We start from the raw sequence: 19,146 nt of genomic DNA, 5'->3' as shown, positions 1-19,146 counted from the left end.
ATGGCCTAGAGACACCGGCCTGATGCAATCAGGTCGGATACGGCTCTAGGCCGCCGCCCTGCGCCAGGCCGGGAAAGGATCGGGCAGGTCGCGATAGGCCTCCGCATCGAAGCGCCGGACCTCCGCCGGACCGACGAGGCAGGCATCGAGCGCATCGGTGATCGCGTCCCGGTCCATGCCCCGGCCGATGAAGACGAGTTCCTGGCGGCGGTCCCCCCAGACCTCGCACCAGACCGTGTGAAGGCGCTCGCGGAAAACCTCTTCGTCGGGCCAGCGCTGGCGCGGCACCGCCGCCCACCAGAACCCCATCGCGCCGATATGCGCGACGGCACCGGCCAGCGAAAATTCACCGACCCATTCCGGCCGGGTCACGAGCCAGAAATGGCCTTTCGCCCGGATCAGGCCCGGCCAAGTCGTGTTGGCGAACGCCTGGAACTTTTGCGGATCGAGCGGTCGGCGCGCCCGGTACACGAAGGAGTGGATGCCGTACTCCTCGGTCTCCGGCACATGCTCGTGCGCGCCGTAGAGTTCCTTGAACCAGAGCGGGTGCTCTTGCGCCTTTTCCTCGTCGAACAGCCCGGTATCGAGGATGGCGTCCGGCGGCACTTGGCCGTGGGACGCCTCAATGATGCGCGCATCCGCGTTGAGCCCCCGCACCACCGAGCGCACGAGGTCGAGATGATCCGGCGAGACGTCGCGCGCCTTATTGATCACGACGACGTCGGCAAACTCGATCTGCTCCACCAGCAGATCGACCAGGGTGCGGGTGTCGTCAGCGCCCGCGGTCTCGCCGCGCTGGCGCAGGAAGTCGTTCGAGCCGTAATCCTTCAGGAGGTTCACCGCATCGACCACGGTCACCATCGTGTCGAGTCGCGCCACGTCGCTGAGCGCTTCGCCGGCCTCGTCGCGGGAGGAGAAGGTGCTCGCCACCGGCAGCGGCTCGGCGATGCCCGTGCCCTCGATCAGCAGGTAATCGAAGCGGCCCTCGGCGGCGAGGCGGCGAACCTCGGCCAGCAGGTCGTCGCGCAGGGTGCAGCAGATGCAGCCGTTGGTCATTTCCACGAGCCGCTCGTCCATGCGCGACAGATCCGCTCCACCGCCACGGACAAGGTCGGCATCGATGTTCACCTCGCTCATGTCGTTGACGATCACCGCGACGCGCCGACCCTCGCGATTGTTGAGAACGTGATTGAGCAAACTCGTCTTGCCGGCACCGAGGAAGCCCGACAGCACGGTGACGGGGAGGCGAGAGGGGGTCTCAGACATGATTCATCCGCGAAGGCGAGGCTTAAAATGTTACTTTATAACATTGCAAACGCGTCGAGCCGTCAAGTCGGATGAGCGGAAAAGACGGTCGACTCATGGACCGTCTCGGGAGAAAAGGCCGGGGCGGCACCGAGGCGGACGCACCGCGCTCGCGCCGCGGGACCAATGCGGTGTTTCATCGGTTGCAACCGCACGCATTCGGTTTGCACGAAGGAGGGTGAACGGGTGCGACCCTGGCGCGAGGGACCGGGCGACCGGCGCAGCTACCATCACGGCAACCTCAAAGAGGCGTTGATTGAGGCTGCGCGCCGCTTCATCGCCGAGCGGGGCATCGGTGGCTTCACGCTGGTCGATGCCGCCCGCTTGGTCGGGGTAACGCCCGCGGCGCTCTATCGCCATTTCCGCGGGCGCGAGGCTCTGTTGGAGGAAGTGGCGGGCCGCGGCTTCGCCGACCTCGCCGACCGACTGGCGCGGGCGCTAGCGGGCCGTGGCACGCCGCTGGAGCGGTTCACCCGCATGGGTGAAGCCTATCTCGCCTTTGCCGAGGAGGAGCCGGGCTACTACGCGGCGATCTTCGAAGTGCGCGGTCAGGCAGCGCCGGCACCCGCCCCTGAGCGGCCGAATCCATTCGACCTTCTGGTCGAAGCCCTCCGCACGACCTTCCCCGACGGTTTCGACGGCGTTGACCCGCGCTTCCTCGCATTTGAGGTTTGGGCGCTCTCGCACGGCATCGCCACGCTGTCGGCTGCCGGCCAGCTGCCGAAGCCCGGGCCGGACAAGTACGAATTGCTGCGCGCGGGCGTTCTCGCGCTGGTCCACGGCGCCGGCGGGCGGGCGAAGGACAGAGTTTAGGGCCGAGCTTTCGCGCCGCCAAAGCAGGGCCGACGCCCGAGGCCGGCAAAATCTGGGCTGATCGCTCTCGCTCGATGGCCGTGCTGTTTACTGGCCGCACCCTTGAAACGGTCGAGGCGGGTCCGCATGTAAATGTTGTTCACATTCACACCCCGGAGTCCTCAGCCGTGAACACGTCCTCCACCTCTCCCTGGTCCTGCGGCGCGTCTCACCGCAGCGGTCCTTTTCCCAGACGTTCCCTCGAAATCGGGGCGATCGTCGTCGCGTTCATCTACTGGTGGCCGGTCGCCGCCGCTTACGTTGCCTGGAAGATCGCGGGCTATCCCGCCTTCAGCCAGATGAAGGAGTTCGCCAACAGCGGCAGCTTCAACTTCGCGGGCGGCGAGGGCCGGTCGCGCTTCGGCCGCGCTTTCGCGGCGGCGAAGGGGTATTCCGGCACCAGCGCCACATCCGGCAACTGGGCCTTCGAGGAGTATCGTCGGGCCGAACTTGAGCGCCTGGAAGCACGTCGCCGTGCGCTTCAGGAAGAGAGCCGCGCCTTCACCGACTTCGTCGAGGAGCTGAAGCGGGCGAAAGACCGCGAGCAGTTCGACGCCTTCATGGCCAAGCGCCGCTCCGAGGGCGGTGGCCCGACCATCGAAGCCTGATCTTTCCGCTTCTCGACCGATCGCTGCTCCAGTGAAGGGCCCCCCGCCGGCAGGCGGGGGGCCCTTTGTGCGTTGGACAACAAAGAGCGTGCGCTGCAGCAAATCCGTCACACCGGGCGGTTGTCGCCGCTCGAACCCGCCATAACTGCGACGAGGGGGAACAAGCGTTGGCTGGGCGCCTTGTGAGACACAGGAAACGCCCGCCAGCCAGAACGACGATCGATTCCTTTTCCCAGCGGAGACCGGTGGCCTGATGCGGCGTGCCCATACGATGCGATTCGGCAGCGAGTTTGCCGAGGACGGTGTGCGGTTCGCCCTCTGGGCACCGACCGCCAAGGACGTGACCCTCGTTGTCGACGGGACGGACCATCCGATCCTCGATGTCGGCGAGGGCTGGCGCCGCACGACGCTGCCGGGGGTGAAGGCCGGCGCGCGCTACGGCTTCCGCATCGATGGCGACCTCGTGGTGCCGGACCCGGCCTCCCGTTTCCAACCCGAAGATGTCTCAGCACCGTCCGAGGTGATCGACCCCAACGCCTATGCGTGGTCCGACCAAGAGTGGACGGGACGGCCCTGGGAAGAGGCGATCGTCTACGAGGTGCATGTCGGCACGGCGACGCCCGAGGGGACCTATGCCGGGCTGGAGAAGCGCCTCGACGATCTGGTCGATCTTGGCGTCACGGCGATCGAGTTGTTGCCGCTCGCCGACTTCAAGGGAACGCGCAACTGGGGCTATGACGGCGTGCTGCCCTACGCCCCGGACTCGGCCTATGGCCGCCCGGATGACCTTAAGCGCCTGATCGACACCGCCCATTCCAAGGGCCTGATGGTGCTGATCGATTGCGTCTACAATCACTTCGGTCCGGCCGGGAACTACCTGCACGCCTACGCCAAGACCTTCTTCACCGAGCGTCACCAGACGCCGTGGGGCGCCGGAATCAATTTCGACGGCAAGGAGTCGGGCCCGGTTGTGCGCGACTACTTCATCGAGAACGCGCTCTACTGGCTGAAGGAATACCATTTCGACGGCATCCGCTTCGACGCGGTGCACGCGATCCTCGATGATTCCGAGAAGCATTTCCTGACGGAACTTGGCGAGACGATCCGCAAGACCTTACCGGATCGGCACGTCCATCTGATCCTGGAGAACGAGGCCAATCAGGCCCGCTGGCTGGAGCGCGACGACAGCGCGTCTCCGGTGCTTCACACGGCGCAGTGGGCGGACGACCTGCACCATTGCTGGCACGTGCTTCTGACCGGCGAGGATGCCGGCTACTATGAGAGTTTCGCCGACAAGCCGTTGGAGCATCTGGCCCGCTGCCTGGCAGAGGGTTTCGCCTACCAGGGCGAGCCCTTCCCGACCCTCGACAACCATCCGCGCGGCGAGCCCTCGGCGCATCTGCCGCCTTCGGCCTTCGTCACCTTCCTTCAGAACCACGATCAGGTCGGCAACCGGGCGCTCGGTGAACGCCTGAACCATCTCGCCGACCCCAAGAAGCTGGCGCTCGCCCGCGCCGGGCTGCTGCTCGCGCCGCAGATTCCGATGCTTTGGATGGGCGAGGAATGGTCGGCTTCCGCGCCCTTCCTGTTCTTCGTGGATTTCGCGCCCGATGAGGAATTGAACAAGGCGGTGCGTGAGGGCCGTCGCCGCGAGTTCAAGAGCTTTGCCGCCTTTGCCGACGACACCTCGGTGATCCCCGATCCGACGGAGGCGCGAACCTTCGAGGATTCGAAGATTGATTGGGACGAGGCCGAGACCGAGCCGCATCGCGCCATCTGGGCCGATACGCGCAACATCCTCCAGATCCGCCGGCAGAGCGTGGTGCCCCTCACCAAGAGCCGCTACCTCGGGGCCGATGCCAAGATCCCGGCGCCGGGTGTCGTGGATTGTACCTGGCGTTACGCCGACGGCTGGCTGCGCTTCATCGCGAATGTCGGTGACGCGGAATTCTCGGCGAGTGCCGATGGCGGCCAGGTGATCTGGTCGAGCGGAGCTGTCCGACAGGCGATGGAGCTGCCGTCCTGGACCGGCGTCTTCCTGATCGGTGGCACCAAGTGAATCTCTCAGACGTGAGTGCCTCGAACGTGAGTGATCTCGAACGCCTCGCCGACCTCGTCGGCATCGCCGACGGCTTCACCGATGCTTTCGGGAAGCGGGTCGATACGCCCCTCGATGTACGCCGCGGCATGCTCGAAGCCCTCGGATTCGCGGCGGGGGACGACGAAGCGATCCGCCGCAGCCTGGCCGCCGTCGAGGCGGTGCGCGCCAACGTGATTCCGCCGCTGCTGGCGGCCGAGGCACGGCGCGGCGTGCGCGTGCCGGTGCGGATGGGCGTGACCTCCGGCGCCGTCGCGTGGCGGCTGGTGGATGAGCACGAGCGCTCCCGTGAGGGACGGGCCACCCTCACTGCGTCGGAGGATGGCACCGGGTTCGACCTGCCGCCGCTGACGCCGGGCTATCACCGGCTCACCGTCACGGTCGGCGACAGCCGGGCCCAGGCCTGGATCGTCGCCGCACCGCAGCGCTGCTGGCGCCCGCGTGCCTATGCCGAAGACGGCGCCCGCGATTGGGGGCTTGCCGCCCAGCTCTACGGTCTGCGCTCGCCGAGCAATCTCGGCATCGGCACCTATGCGGATGCCGGCCGTGCCGCCCGCGATGCGGCTTTGCGCGGCGCCTCGTTCCTCGGGCTCAGCCCGGCCCACGCCCTGTTCCCCACCGACCGGGCGAAGATCTCCCCCTATTCGCCGTCCTCGCGCCTCTTCCTCGAAACCCTCTACATCGAACCGGGCGCGCTGCCGGGCTTCGCCGGGAGCCGCGCCGCCGAGATCTTGGAAAGCCACCGCGCCCGCATCGAGACGCTGCGCGACATCTCCCTCGTCGATCATGCCGGCGTCTGGGAGGTGCTCTCGCCCATCCTCGAAGCCTATTGGGAGGATTCCGACGCCCGAGCCGGCAAGGATACCGGCTTCGCGGCGTTCCGTGAGGAAGGCGGCGAGAACCTCACGTCGCACGCCACCTTCGACGCGCTCTCCGAACATTTCCGGACCAAGGGCGCGCACTGGCTCGGCGACTGGCCGGAAGAGTATCGCCGCGCCGGTACCGACGCCGTGCGGACCTTCTCCGAGACGCATGCGGACCGCATCCGCTATCACATCTTCCTGCAATACCTCGCCGACACCCAGCTCAAGGCCTCCTCCGAGATGGCGCTGGCCGCCGGCATGCGGCTCGGCCTCTATCGCGATCTGGCGGTCGGCGCAGACCGGGGCGGCTCGGAGATCTGGTCGCATCCCGAGCGCTTCGCCAACGGCGTCTCCATCGGCGCGCCGCCGGATCTGCTCGCCCCCAAGGGCCAGGATTGGGGCCTGCCGGCCTTCGATCCGCTGGAGATGGAGCGCGACGGCCTGAAAGCCTTCCGGGCGCTGGTGAGAGCGAACATGCGCCATGCCGGCGCGATCCGCATCGACCACGCGTTTCAGCTCGCGCGCCTGTTCCTGATCCCGCTCGGGCGGTCGGCCCGCGAGGGTGCGTATGTCGCGATGCCGTTCGAGCCGATGCTCGCCGTGCTGCGGCTCGAGAGCCACCGTGCCAAGTGCCTCGTCATCGCCGAGGATCTCGGCACCGCGCCGGAGGGCTTCTCCGATGCGCTGATGCAGTCCGGCATCCTCAGCTACCGCATCCTCGCCTTCGAACGGGAGCAGGGCGGTGCCTTCAAGGCGCCCGAGGCCTATCCGAAGGATGCGCTGACCGCGATCACAACCCATGACCTGCCGACCTTCGTCGGCTGGTGGCGCGGCGTCGATACCGACACCCGGCAATCTTTGGGTCTCTACGACGCCGAGCGCGCCGAGGCCGAACGCACCGAGCGCGTCGCCGAGCGTTGGCGTCTGTCGGAGGCGCTGGCAGCCCAGCAGCTCCTGCCGAGCTCCGAGCCCCCCGAACACGCCCCGCTCGAGGCGGCCGCCCGCTATCTCGCCCGTGCTCCGTCGATCCTAACCGCCGTGCAGTACGAAGACGTCGTCGGCGAGCTGTCGCAGGCCAACGTCCCTGGCTCGACCGAGGGCTACCCGAACTGGCGGCGCAAGCTCGACCGCAACCTCGAAGCCATCGCCGCCCCCGGCGGGCCGCTCGCCAAGCTCGCCGCCGCGCTGTCGGCGGAGGAGCGGGGACCGCGCTCGGGCGCCGCTCGCCTCGCCTCGGCCCCGCCGCGGGCGACCTACCGGCTCCAGTTCCACGAAGGCTTCACCTTCGCGGATGCGGAGAAGACGGTCCCTTATCTGCAGAAGCTCGGCATCAGCCACGTCTATGCGTCGCCGCTGCAGCGGGCACGGCCGGGCTCGACCCACGGCTACGACATCGTCGATCACTCTCAGATCAATCCGGAGATCGGCGGCGAGGAGGGCTTCCGCAGCTTCACCGACGCGCTCCACGCCCATGGCCTGAAGCTGCTCCTCGACATCGTGCCCAACCACATGGGTGTGGGCGGCGCCGACAATCCGTGGTGGCTCTCGGTGCTCGAATGGGGCGGTCTCTCGCCCGCGGCCAATGCCTTCGACATCGATTGGGAGCGGCTCGGCGCCAACGGCAAGCTCGTCATCCCCTTCCTCGGCGAGCGTTACGGCGAGGCTCTGGAGAAGGGCACGCTGGAGCTGAAGTTCGACGAGGCGGCCGGCGCCTTCAGCGTCTGGCACTACGAGCATCAGTTCCCGATATGCCCTCTGCAATACCCGACGATCCTCAACCGGGCGCTCGCGGCGCTCGGCGAGATCGGCGACGACATGTCGGCGGAGGTTCTGGCGATCACCGAGCGCCTGCGGGCCATGGGTGAGGAGACCAATCTCGAACGCCGCCGCGCCATGCCGGAGGCCGCCGAGGAACTGAAGCGTCAGCTTGCGGGCACCGTGCGGGCCTCGCCGCAGATCGCCGCCTCGATCTACCGGGCCCTGCATCTCCTCAACGGCAACCGGGATTATCCCGACAGTTTCGGGCCGCTCCACCGGCTGCTCGAACAGCAATCCTACCGGCTCGCCCATTGGCGCATCGCGTCGAGCGACATCAACTACCGCCGCTTCTTCGACGTGAACTCACTGGCCGGCCTGCGCGTCGAGCTGTCGGACGTGTTCGTCCGTTCGCACGATCTGCTGTTCCGCCTCATCGGCGAGGGTCGGATCGACGGTTTGCGCATCGACCATATCGACGGGCTGGCCGATCCGCTGGGTTACGCCCGTGCGCTCCAAGCCGCGGTCGGCCCCGGGTTCTACATCGTCGTCGAGAAGATCCTGGAGCCGGGCGAGAAGCTGCGCGACTGGCCGGTCGCCGGCACCACCGGCTACGACGTGCTGAATCAGCTCGACGGCATCCTGGTCGATCGCGCCCTGAAGCCGCGTATCGAGAAGTTCTATCGGTGGGCCACCGATATGGACACGCCCTACGGGTTCCAGTTCCGCGCGGCCAAGGCGGAGATTCTTGAGATCAGCTTCGCCTCGGAACTCGAGGTGATGACCGGCGACCTCAAGCAGATCGCCGATTCCGATCGGCGCACTCGCGACTTCTCCACCAATGCGATCCGTCGGGCGCTGATCGAGATCGTGGCGCGCTTCCCCGTCTATCGCTCCTACCTGCCCGGTGATCTCGACGAGACCGAGATTGAGGCCGAGGATGTGCGGTTGATCGAGGGCGCCGTACGCAAGGCCAAGCGCTGGAGCGCGCTTCCGGATCGCTCGGTGCACGACTTCGCCGCAGATGCCCTGCTCGGGCGTACCGATCTCGGCTCTGCCGGTCACCCGGACCAGCAGGTGGTCCTGCGCTTCCGCCGGCGGTTCCAGCAGCTCACCGGCCCGGTGATGGCCAAGAGCCTGGAAGACACGTTGTTCTATCGCTTCGTCGAACTGCTCGGCCTTAACGAGGTCGGCGGCGATCCCGGCGAGTACGGCCTCGACGCGGAGCACTTCCACGCGCTTCAGGCGGCGCGCGCCCGCGACTGGCCGAACGCGATGATCACCACGGCCACCCACGACACCAAGCGCGGCGAGGATGCCCGCACGCGCCAGCTCGCTCTCTCCGAACTTCCGGAGGAATGGGCCCGCGCCTGGGACACGTGGCGTCGCGCCTCCGAGCCGCTCATCAAGCAGGTCGAAGGCGAGCCGGCACCGGACCCGAACGACCAGTGGATGTTCCTCCAGGCGATTCTCGGCGCGTGGCCGCTCGAGCTTCTGGACGGTGACGACGCGGGCGCGATCGAGGATTTCCGCAAGCGCCTCGACGCCTATGCCGAGAAGGCTCTGCGCGAGAGCAAGCGCCGGTCGAGCTGGGTCAATGTGGACGAGGGTTACGAGAGCGCCGTCCACGCGCTCTTCGCGGCCCTGGTCGTGCCCGGCTCGGATTGCCTCGATCGGCTCCGGCCGCTCGTCCGTCGCCTTGCCTTCCTCGGCATGATCGCGGGCCTCGGGCGCACGGTGCTCAAATGCACCCTTCCCGGCATTCCGGACACGTACCAGGGCACCGAGTTCTGGGACTTCTCGTTCGTCGATCCCGACAACCGCCGGCCTGTTGATTACGTGGAACGGGCCCGGGCGCTGGAGGCCGGCGGCACGCCGGACGCGTTGATCGGTTCCTGGCAGGACGGGCGCGTGAAGCAGGCGACGTTGGCGCGGTTGCTCGCCGACCGGGCGGCGCGCCCGGCTTTCTACGCCGACGCGGATTATCGTCCGCTTCCGGCCGAAGGCGCGCGTGCGGATCATGTCATCGCGTTTACCCGCTCGGCCGTCACTTCGGGTGAGGATGATCTGTTGGTCGCCGTGCCGCGGCTCGTCGCACGCATGACGCCCGAATCAGGTTGGTCCAGCGAAGCCTTCGCCGGAACCGTCCTCCCCGTACCGGCCGGCAGCCGGTGGGTGGACGTGGTCGGAGGCGGCGAGATCACGGCGGAGGGCGACGGGCTCGACCTCGGTCGGCACTTCGCGAAACTGCCCTATCTGGTCTTGCGGCGGGCTGCCTGAGGCGGCCGCACGAAACATCGGCTCACCGTCCCTCGGGCGGTGAGCAAGCTTGGTCGGTCGGCGTTTCGTCAATGCCGGACCACGGTCTCGATTCATCAGAACGCGCTTGGCGAGAAGCGACAAGACGGAGGCGATCCATGAACGCACCGAACACCGCGATGACGCCCGCGACCCGGACCGGCTCGGAGACGGTGGCCCTTCCGGCCGCCTTCGCCCCCCGCGCGGAGGGACCGCGCATCTACAACCTGTTCCCGCTCCTCGTCGGGACAGTCTCGGCTTGGACGGCGGAACTGCCGCGCATCGCCGAGCTCGGCTTCAATTGGGTCTATCTCAACCCCTTCCACCAGACCGGCGGCTCGCGCAGCCTCTATGCGGTGGCCGATCTCGACGCGCTCGACGAGCGGTTTCGCGACGGTGACGGCACGTCGGACGACGAGCAGATCACGCGGTTCTGCCGGGCCGCCGAGTCGCACGGCGTGTCGGTGATGAGCGACCTCGTCATCAATCACACCGCCGACAACGCCCGCCTGTTCCACGACCGGCCGGACCTGTTCGTGCGCGACGCCGAGGGTAAGCCGGTGAGCCCGGCGGCGATCGATCCCGACGATCCGTCGAAGCGCACGGTCTGGGGTGACCTGATCGAACTCGACTACCATTCCGATCACGCTCGGGGTGAGCTGATCCGCATCTTCGATGCCTACATCGCCCGGCTGCAACGGCTCGGCGTGCGCGGCTTCCGCTGCGACGCGGCCTACAAGGTGCCGCCGGATGTCTGGCGCGCGCTGATCCAGGCCGCCAAGCAGCGCGAGGCCGACACGCTGTTCGCCGCCGAGACGCTGGGCTGCACTTTCGAGGAGGCGCAGGCGACAGCTGGCGCCGGCTTCGACTACCTGTTCAACTCGTTCGCGTGGTGGAACCTCAAGGCGCCCTGGGCCCTGGAGCAGTACGAGCGGCTGCGGGTGGTCGCGCCCTCCATCGCCTTCCCCGAGAACCACGACATGAGCCGGCTCGCCGCCGACATCCCCGGCGGAGCGGAGGCGGTCGCCCAGCGGCTGAAGACCCGCTACGCGCTCTCCGCCTTCTTCTCGGCCGGCGTGCTGATGCCGATCGGCTACGAGTGGGGGTATCGCCGCGCGCTGCACGTGGTCGAGACCACGCCGGGTTCACGCGAGCACGATACGGGGATCGACATCTCCGGTTACGTGACGGCGATCAACGCGCTGAAGGCTGCGATTCCGGCTGCCAATGTCGAGGGCGCGCAGATGCGGCTCTCGGCGCCCGATGCGCCCTTCACCGCCCTGTTCCGCACCGATACCGGCCACCCGGCCTCGGCGCATTCGGCGACGCTCCTCCTGTTCAATCCCGGCGACGTTCCGGTCCCGGTCGATGCCGGCCGCCTGATCGAGCGCACCGGCGGCCAGCTCGGCCCGTTCGACGACCGCACGCCCGACGCCGAGCCGATCGCCTTCCATCCGGGCGCCAGCATCGATCTGCTGCCGGGCGAGTTGCGCATTCTCGTGGCCGAGCGTGCCAAGGTGGCCGCACCGCCGCCCGCGACCGTACCGCAGGGCAAGGGCCGCGTCGTCATTGAGGCGGTGACGCCGGAGATCGATGGCGGTCGCTCGCCGGTGAAGCGCGTCGTCGGCGAGCAGGTGCGCGTCGAGGCCGACATCTTTTCCGACGGTCACGAGATCATCAACGCAGCGATTCTTTCACGCGTCGTCGGCGAGGAGACGTGGCGGCGCGACCCGATGGTGTTCGTGGACAACGACCGCTGGGCCGGTCACTTCCCGCTCGAGCGCAATGCCCGCTACGAGTTCACGATCGAAGCGTGGCGCGACGGGTTCTCGTCCTGGGTGCGCGACACCCTGAAGAAGCGCGATGCCGGCGTGGATGTGCGGCTGGAGACGATCGAGGGCGTCGAGCTGATCCAGATCGCCGAGGATCTGGCGAGCGGGGCCGACAAGCAGCGGCTCGACGGGCTGATCCGCTCGCTCGCCGCCGAGCCGGAAGGCTCGCCGGTGATCCTGGAGAAGATCCTGGCGCCGGAGACGATGTCGCTGGTCCGGCGCAACGCCGAGCGGGTGAATCTCTCGCGCTATCCCGTGAACATCCCCGTCATCGCCGACCGGCTCGCGGCCCGGTTCTCGGCTTGGTACGAGATCTTCCCGCGCTCGCAATCGGGCGACCCGAACCGCCATGGCACCTTCGCGGACGTGATCCGGCGCCTGCCCGAGATCCGCGAACTCGGCTTCGACGTGCTCTACTTCACGCCGATCCATCCGATCGGGAAGACCAACCGCAAGGGCAAGAACAACACGCTGAAGGCGCAGCCCGGCGATGTCGGCTCGGTCTACGCGGTGGGTTCCGAGGAGGGCGGGCACGAGGCCGTGCATCCCGAACTCGGCACGCTGGAGGATTTCCGCCAGCTCGTTGCCGCCAGCCACGCCCATGGCATGGAGGTCGCGATCGACTTTGCGATTCAGTGCTCGCCCGACCACCCCTGGATCAAGCAGCATCCCGAGTGGTTCGAGTGGCGGCCCGACGGCACGCTCAAATTCGCCGAAAATCCGCCCAAGAAGTACGAGGACATCTCTAACGTCCACTTCTATGGCGGGGCGCTGCCCTCGCTCTGGATCGAGCTGCGCGACATCGTCCTCGGCTGGTGCGCCCAAGGTGCGCGCATCTTCCGGGTCGACAACCCGCACACCAAGCCGATCCCGTTCTGGGAGTGGATGCTGGGCGAGGTGAACACGCAGTATCCCGACGCGATCTTTCTCGCCGAGGCCTTCACCCGGCCGAAGATGATGAAGAAGCTCGCCAAGGCCGGCTACCAGCAGAGCTACACCTACTTCACGTGGCGCAACACGAAGCAGGAGCTGACCGAGTACGCGTTGGAACTGGCTGGCGAGATGGGCGAGTACTACCGCCCGAATTTCTTCGCCAACACGCCCGACATCAACCCGTACTATCTCCAGACCAGCGGGCGGCCGGGCTTCATCGTCCGCGCGACGCTCGCGGCGACGCTCTCCTCAATCTACGGCATCTATAACGGCTTCGAACTATGCGAGGCCGCGCCGTATCCGGGTAAGGAAGAGTATCTCGACTCCGAAAAATACGAGCTGAAGGCGTGGGACTATCATCGCCCCGGCAATATCCGCGACCACATCATCAAGCTCAATCAGGCGCGCCGGGACAATCCGGCGCTGTGGGACTTCCGGAACATCCACTTCACGGGTGCCTGGAACGACAACATCATTGCCTACGCGAAGGTGACGCCGGAGCGCGACAACTGCGTGTTCGTGATGGTCAACCTCGACCCCAAGAACCGCCAGGAATGCACCTACGAGGTGCCGCTGCATCTGCTCGGCCTGCCCGACGATGCGGCGGTCGAGGTCGAGGATCTGCTGTTGGGCTACAAGTTCGAGCTCTACGGCAAGAACCACCGAATCGCCCTCGATCCGGCGGACCGCTCGGCGATCGTATGGCGGATTCGGCCTCGGCGCGCCTGACGACCCGCGCCCGGCATCGAACCGGCCTCCACTTTCGGTGCGGGGCGCTCTAGATCCGGCGGAATACGGCGTCACCGTCGTGTTCTCGCCAAGAAGCGGGCCGAGGAGGCTCGCAGCCCGGTGCCACACGGCCCGGTTCCGCTCTCGAAAGTGACGTGAGGCAGCGACGGGATGATCGATCGCAGCGATCCGCAGTGGTACCGTGACGCCATCATCTACCAGATCCACGTCAAGTCGTTCTTCGACTCGTCGAATGACGGGATCGGCGATTTCGAGGGGCTGACGCAGAAGCTCGATTATGTCCGCGACCTCGGGGTCACGGCGATCTGGCTGATGCCGTTCTATCCCTCGCCGCTGCGCGACGACGGCTACGACATCGCCGACTACCGCGATGTGAACCCGTCCTACGGGACGATGGAAGATTTCCGTCGCTTCGTGGCTGCCGCCCATGAGCGGGGGCTGCGCGTCATCACCGAGCTAGTCATCAACCACACCAGCGATCAGCACCCCTGGTTCCAGCGCGCCCGCGAGGCGCCGGCCGGGTCGCCTGAGCGCGATTTCTACGTGTGGTCGGATACCGACGAGAAGTATTCCGATACGCGCATCATCTTCCTCGACACGGAAGTGTCGAACTGGACCTGGGACCCGGTCGCCAAGCAGTACTTCTGGCACCGCTTCTACAGCCACCAGCCCGACCTGAACTTCGACAACCCGGCCGTGCTGGAGGCCGTGATCGAGGTCATGCGCTACTGGCTCGACATGGGCGTCGACGGGCTGCGGCTCGACGCGATCCCCTACCTGATCGAGCGCGACGGCACGAACTGCGAGAACCTCTCCGAGACGCACGACGTCATCAAGGCGATCCGTGCGGCGCTCGACGCCGAGTATCCCGACCGGATGCTGCTGGCCGAGGCCAACCAGTGGCCGGAGGAGACCGCGCAGTATTTCGGCGACGGCGACGAATGCCACATGGCATTCCACTTCCCGCTGATGCCGCGGATGTACATGGCGATCGCCCGGGAGGACCGGCACCCGATCACCGACATCATGCGCCAGACGCCCGAGATTCCCGAGGGCTGCCAGTGGGCGATCTTCCTTCGCAACCATGACGAGCTGACGCTCGAAATGGTGACCGCGGAGGAGCGTGACTACCTCTGGTCGTTCTACGCCGCCGAGCGGCGCGCCCGCATCAATCTCGGCATCCGCCGCCGCCTCGCGCCGCTGCTGGAGAACGACCGGCGCAAGATCGAGCTGATGAAGTCCCTCGTCCTGTCGATGCCCGGCACGCCGGTGCTCTACTACGGCGACGAGATCGGCATGGGCGACAACATCTATCTCGGCGATCGCGATGGCGTGCGCACGCCGATGCAGTGGTCGCCGGACCGCAACGGCGGCTTCTCGCGGGCCACCCCGCAGAAGCTGTTCCTGCCCTCGATCCAGGACCCGATCTACGGCTACGACGCGATCAACGTCGAGGCGCAAATCCAGGCGCAGACCTCGCTGCTGAACTGGACGCGGCGCATGATCGCGATCCGCAACAACTCGGTCGCGCTGGGGCGCGGCGCCATCCAGTTCCTGTATCCGGCGAACCGCAAGGTGCTCGCCTGGATTCGCGAGCATGAGAACGAGCGCATCCTCTGCGTCGCCAACCTTTCGCGGGCACCGCAGGCGGTGCAGCTCGATTTGTCGGACCTGCGCGGTGCGATCCCGATCGAGCTGACCGGCGGCACGGCCTTCCCGGCGATCGGCGAACTGCCCTACCTGCTGACCCTGCCGGCCTACGGTTTCTACTGGTTCGCCCTCTCGGTCGCGAATACCGGTGAGATCGGCCCGCAGCCGCAGAGCCCGGAGCTGTTCACCCTGGTGCTCACCGGCGGCATCGAGACCCTGATCAAGGGCCGCGAGCGCACAGCCTTCGAGCGCACCGTGGCGCCGCCCTTCATCGCCTCGCGCCGCTGGTTCGGCGCCAAGGGCACGCGCATCAAGTCGGTGCAGGTCGATGACAGCGCCATCGTCAAGGACGGCTCCGGCGAAGGCAAGTTCCTGCTGCCGCGGGTGGCCGTGACCCTCGCCAACGGCGAGCGCCAGGACTACTTCGTGCCGCTCGCCGTCGAGGAGGGCCGCGAGGACGAGACTCTGCTGGATCACGCGGTCGCCCGCGTGCGCCGCGGTCCCCGCACCGGCCTGCTCTACGAGGCGGCCGCCGCCGCGCCGTTCGCCGTCGCTCTGATCGAGGCGATGCGTGACGGGATCACGATCCCGTCCGAGCGTGGGAGCCTCGTCTTCTCGACGACCTCGGCTTACGATCCGGAGGTGCCGTTCGAGGCCGCCGACGTGCGCCGCCTCTCGGCCGAGCAGAGCAACACCTCGATCGCCATCGGCGCGCGGATGATGCTCAAGCTGCTGCGCCGCCTCCAGCCCGGCACGCATCCCGAGATCGAGATCGGCCGGTTCCTCACCGAGCAGGCCCATTTCGCCAACACGCCAGCGTTGCTCGGCGTGGTGGAGCATGTGGCTGCGGACGGCACCCGCACCGCCCTGGCTCTGCTCCAGAAGTTCGTCCTCAACCAGGGCGACGCCTGGACGCTGATGCTGGAAGGCCTGCGGCGCGACTTCGAGACCGTGGTGCTCGCACCCGAGAGCGAGGCACCGGCGCCGGAGGATGCCTTCAACGCCCATCTGCGCTGGGCGGAGCTGCTCGGCCAGCGGACGGCCGAACTGCACCGGGCCTTCGCCATCGACACCGACGATCCGGCCTTCGCGGTCGAGCCCTTCGATGAGGCGGATCTCGCTTCGCTTGCGGATGATGCCCGCCATCAGGCCGCGCGTGCGTTCAAGGGGCTCGACGCGATCACTGCTTGGTCGCCGGGCTCGGCTAGCGAGGCGCTCGCGTCCCGCCGTAGCGAGGTCGAGGCGCTCATCACCGATCTGGCCTCCGGTCCGCTGCGGGGTGCCACGAAGACCCGCATCCACGGCGATTACCATCTCGGTCAGGTGCTCGCCTCCGAGGGTGATCTCATCATCGTCGATTTCGAGGGCGAGCCCTCACGTCCGGTGGAGCAGCGCCGGGCCAAATCGACGCCGATGCGCGACGTGGCGGGCATGCTCCGCTCCTTCGCCTACGGCGCCGAAACGGTGGTGCGGGAGATCACGGCCCGGTTCGGCGACAGCGAGGAACGGGCGCGCAACGCGGCGATCGCGTGGCGCGGCATGATCGATGCAGCGTTCCTTGACGGCTACGGGCAAGCCGTGGCCGGCAGCCGGGCTGCGGTGGAGGATGCGGAGACGCAATCCCGTCTGCTGCGTCTGAGCCTGCTGACCAAGGCGCTCTACGAGGTCGATTACGAAGTGAACAACCGCCCCGACTGGATCGAAATCCCAGCACGTGGTGTTCTCAACATACTGGATGAAGCCAAGCGCGACCGCGCTTCGGTGTGACCTGCGCGCTCCCGCGCGCCACCCTTGATGGCCCGGGAGCGCTTCCGAGAGAGGTGATTGGATGACGGCTCTGGACGAGAAGGCCGCGGCTCGTAACGAGGGGCAGGCGGCCGCCAACGTCCCGAACAGGTCAGGCTCGACCGAGGCGCCGCGCGCGCCCCGGTCGTCGGATGCGCTTGGCGGCGAGGGGGCTCCCCGTGTGGGCCGCTCCGCCTCGCAAGCGCGCGATGGCCACCTCCATCCCGATGCCATTGCGGCCGTGATGGCGGCCGATCACGGCGACGCGTTCGGCGTCCTCGGGCCGCATCAGGTTGCGCCGGGTTCCTGGGAGGTCCGTGCGATCCTGCCCGAGGCGAAGGCAGCCCGCCTCGTCACGGGCGGGCAGAGCATCGCGTTCGAGCGCGTTCATCCCGACGGGTTCTACGTCGCGAGCGTGAAGAGCGAAGGTCGACCCCTCTACGAAATCGAGGTCGAGGCCTGGGACGGCACCAGCACCCGCCGTCACGATCCCTACGGTTTCGGCCCCTCGCTCGAACAGAGCGAGATCGACGGCCTGCGCCTGATCGGCAGCAACCTCGTCTACCGCGTGCTCGGCGCGCATGCGGGTGAGCTCGACGGCATCGCCGGGTTCCGCTTCGCGGTCTGGGCGCCGAATGCTCGCCGCGTCAGCGTCGTCGGCGATTTCAACGATTGGGACGGCCGGCGTCACCCGCATGCGGCTGTGGCTCAATGGCGGCGTCTGGGAGCTGTTCGTGCCCGGTCTCAAGGCCGGCCAGAACTACAAGTTCGAGATCCGTGGCCCCGACGGCTCCGTGCTGCCGTTGAAGGCCGATCCGGTCGCCTTCCGCGCCCAGCATCCGCCGCAGACGGCCTCGGTGCTCCAGGGTCTCAACGAGCCGCAGTGGAACGATGCGGCTTGGATGGACACGCGCGGTGAGAAGGATCCGCGCCATGCCGCCATGTCGGTCTACGAGGTCCATCTCGGATCTTGGGCGCGGGTGCCGGACGAGGGCAACCGCTATCTGACCTACAAGGAGCTGTCCGACCGGCTGATCCCGTACGTGAAGGACCTCGGCTTCACGCATATCGAGCTTCTGCCAATCACCGAGTACCCGTTCGACGGCTCCTGGGGCTACCAGCCGGTCTCGCTGTTCGCGCCGACCAGCCGCTTCGGCACGCCCGACGATTTCGTCGATTTCGTCAATGCGGCGCACGCAGCCGGCATCGGCGTGATGCTCGACTGGGTGCCGGGGCACTTCCCCCTCGACGCCCACGGCCTCGGCCTGTTCGACGGCACGCATCTCTACGAGCATGCCGACCCGCGCCAGGGCTTCCACCAGGATTGGGGCACCTACATCTACAATTTCGGCCGGGTCGAGGTGTCCGCCTTCCTCACGGCCAATGCCCGCTTCTGGCTCGAGCACTACCATCTCGACGGCCTGCGCGTGGATGCGGTGGCCTCGATGCTCTACCTCGACTACTCGCGCCGCGCGGGTGAGTGGATTCCGAACCAGTACGGCGGCAACGAGAATCTCGACGCCATCAACTTCCTGCGCAAGACCAACGAGGCCACCTACAGCCACGCGCCGGGCACCATCACGGTTGCCGAGGAATCGACCTCGTGGCCGGGCGTGTCGCACCCGACCTACACGGGCGGTCTCGGCTTCGGCTTCAAGTGGAACATGGGGTGGATGCACGACACCCTGAAATACATGTCGGAGGATCCGATCCACCGGCGTTACCACCACCACAACCTGACCTTCGGCCTGCTCTACGCCTTCTCGGAAAACTTCGTGCTGCCGCTCTCCCACGACGAGGTGGTGCACGGGAAGGGCTCGCTGCTCGGCAAGATGCCGGGCGACCGCTGGCAGAAGTTTGCCAATCTGCGCGCCTATTTCGGCTTCATGTGGGGGCATCCCGGCAAGAAGCTGCTCTTCATGGGCGGCGAGTTCGGCCAGGAGCGCGAGTGGAACCACAACCAGTCGCTCGACTGGCACCTGCTCGACGATCCCCTGCACGGCGGCGTGAAGGATTTGATCCGCGACCTCAACCACGTCTACACCTCGACCCCGGCGCTCTATTCGCGCGACGTCGAGGCCAGCGGCTTCCAGTGGCTGGTGGCGGACGATTCCGACAACTCGGTCATCGCCTGGGCGCGCAAGGGCAAAGCGGACGGCGAGGTTGCTATCGTCGTCTCGAACTTCACGCCGGTGCCGCGTGAGGGCTACCGCGTCGGCGTGCCGACGGCCGGTTTCTACCGCGAGGCGATCAACTCGGACGCCGAGCGCTATGGCGGCTCGAATGTCGGCAATATGGGCGGCGTGCAGAGCCAGGCCGAGCAGAGCCACGGCCAGCCGCACTCGCTGAGCCTGACGCTGCCGCCGCTCTCGACCCTGATCCTGATTCGCGAGGGCTGATCTCCTCGACCCCGGAGC

Annotated in this window: 7 protein-coding genes and 1 pseudogene; 7 read left to right on the top strand and 1 reads right to left on the bottom strand. The window is 67.2% G+C overall.

The features are described from left to right. Positions 1–45 precede the first annotated feature (45 nt). A complete protein-coding gene (gene zigA / locus M2437_RS19825) occupies positions 46–1,266 on the bottom strand; it encodes a zinc metallochaperone GTPase ZigA (RefSeq protein ID WP_253388459.1) in 1,221 nt (406 codons plus the stop codon). 225 nt (positions 1,267–1,491) lie between these two features. Here zigA and M2437_RS19820 point away from each other — a divergent pair, with 225 nt between their 5' ends. The 7 genes and pseudogenes from M2437_RS19820 (at position 1,492) to glgB (ending at position 19,128) form a co-directional block, all read left to right on the top strand. Beyond that, positions 1,492–2,118: a TetR/AcrR family transcriptional regulator gene (locus tag M2437_RS19820; RefSeq protein WP_253388458.1), complete on the top strand. Its 627-nt coding sequence runs from the start codon at positions 1,492–1,494 to the stop codon at positions 2,116–2,118. A gap of 167 nt (positions 2,119–2,285) precedes the next feature. Next, positions 2,286–2,765, top strand: coding sequence for a DUF2852 domain-containing protein (locus tag M2437_RS19815; protein ID WP_253389650.1), 480 nt, complete (start codon positions 2,286–2,288; stop codon positions 2,763–2,765). 253 nt (positions 2,766–3,018) lie between these two features. Further along, complete coding sequence (gene treZ, locus M2437_RS19810; RefSeq protein ID WP_253388457.1) at positions 3,019–4,824, top strand: malto-oligosyltrehalose trehalohydrolase; 1,806 nt, start codon at positions 3,019–3,021, stop codon at positions 4,822–4,824. Then, on the top strand, positions 4,821–9,761 hold the full coding sequence (locus tag M2437_RS19805; protein ID WP_253388456.1) for a malto-oligosyltrehalose synthase: 4,941 nt from the start codon (positions 4,821–4,823) through the stop codon (positions 9,759–9,761). The genes treZ and M2437_RS19805 overlap by 4 nt, the downstream gene beginning before the upstream one ends. Before the next feature lie 137 nt (positions 9,762–9,898). Beyond that, a complete protein-coding gene (locus M2437_RS19800; protein ID WP_253388455.1) occupies positions 9,899–13,273 on the top strand; it encodes a maltotransferase domain-containing protein in 3,375 nt (1,124 codons plus the stop codon). 171 nt (positions 13,274–13,444) lie between these two features. Beyond that, positions 13,445–16,711 (top strand): maltose alpha-D-glucosyltransferase, encoded by a 3,267-nt coding sequence (gene treS / locus M2437_RS19795; protein ID WP_253388454.1) that lies wholly within the window; start codon positions 13,445–13,447, stop codon positions 16,709–16,711. A gap of 61 nt (positions 16,712–16,772) precedes the next feature. Continuing rightward, positions 16,773–19,128 (top strand): annotated as a pseudogene (glgB, locus tag M2437_RS19790) (1,4-alpha-glucan branching protein GlgB). Positions 19,129–19,146 lie beyond the last annotated feature (18 nt).

It is taken from the genome of Methylorubrum pseudosasae (assembly GCF_029504475.1).
Classification (GTDB): domain Bacteria; phylum Pseudomonadota; class Alphaproteobacteria; order Rhizobiales; family Beijerinckiaceae; genus Methylobacterium; species Methylobacterium extorquens.
The sequence above is the reverse complement of the archived record's forward strand: the minus strand, read 5'-3'. Positions and strand labels throughout refer to the sequence as shown.

Bases quoted from the DNA above. Each gene is read 5' to 3' on its own strand.
- zigA (WP_253388459.1), bottom strand. From the start codon at position 1,266: ATGTCTGAGACCCCCTCTCGCCTCCCCGTCACCGTGCTGTCGGGCTTC.
- treZ (WP_253388457.1), top strand. From the start codon at position 3,019: ATGCGGCGTGCCCATACGATGCGATTCGGCAGCGAGTTTGCCGAGGAC.
- M2437_RS19800 (WP_253388455.1), top strand. From the start codon at position 9,899: ATGAACGCACCGAACACCGCGATGACGCCCGCGACCCGGACCGGCTCG.
- treS (WP_253388454.1), top strand. From the start codon at position 13,445: ATGATCGATCGCAGCGATCCGCAGTGGTACCGTGACGCCATCATCTAC.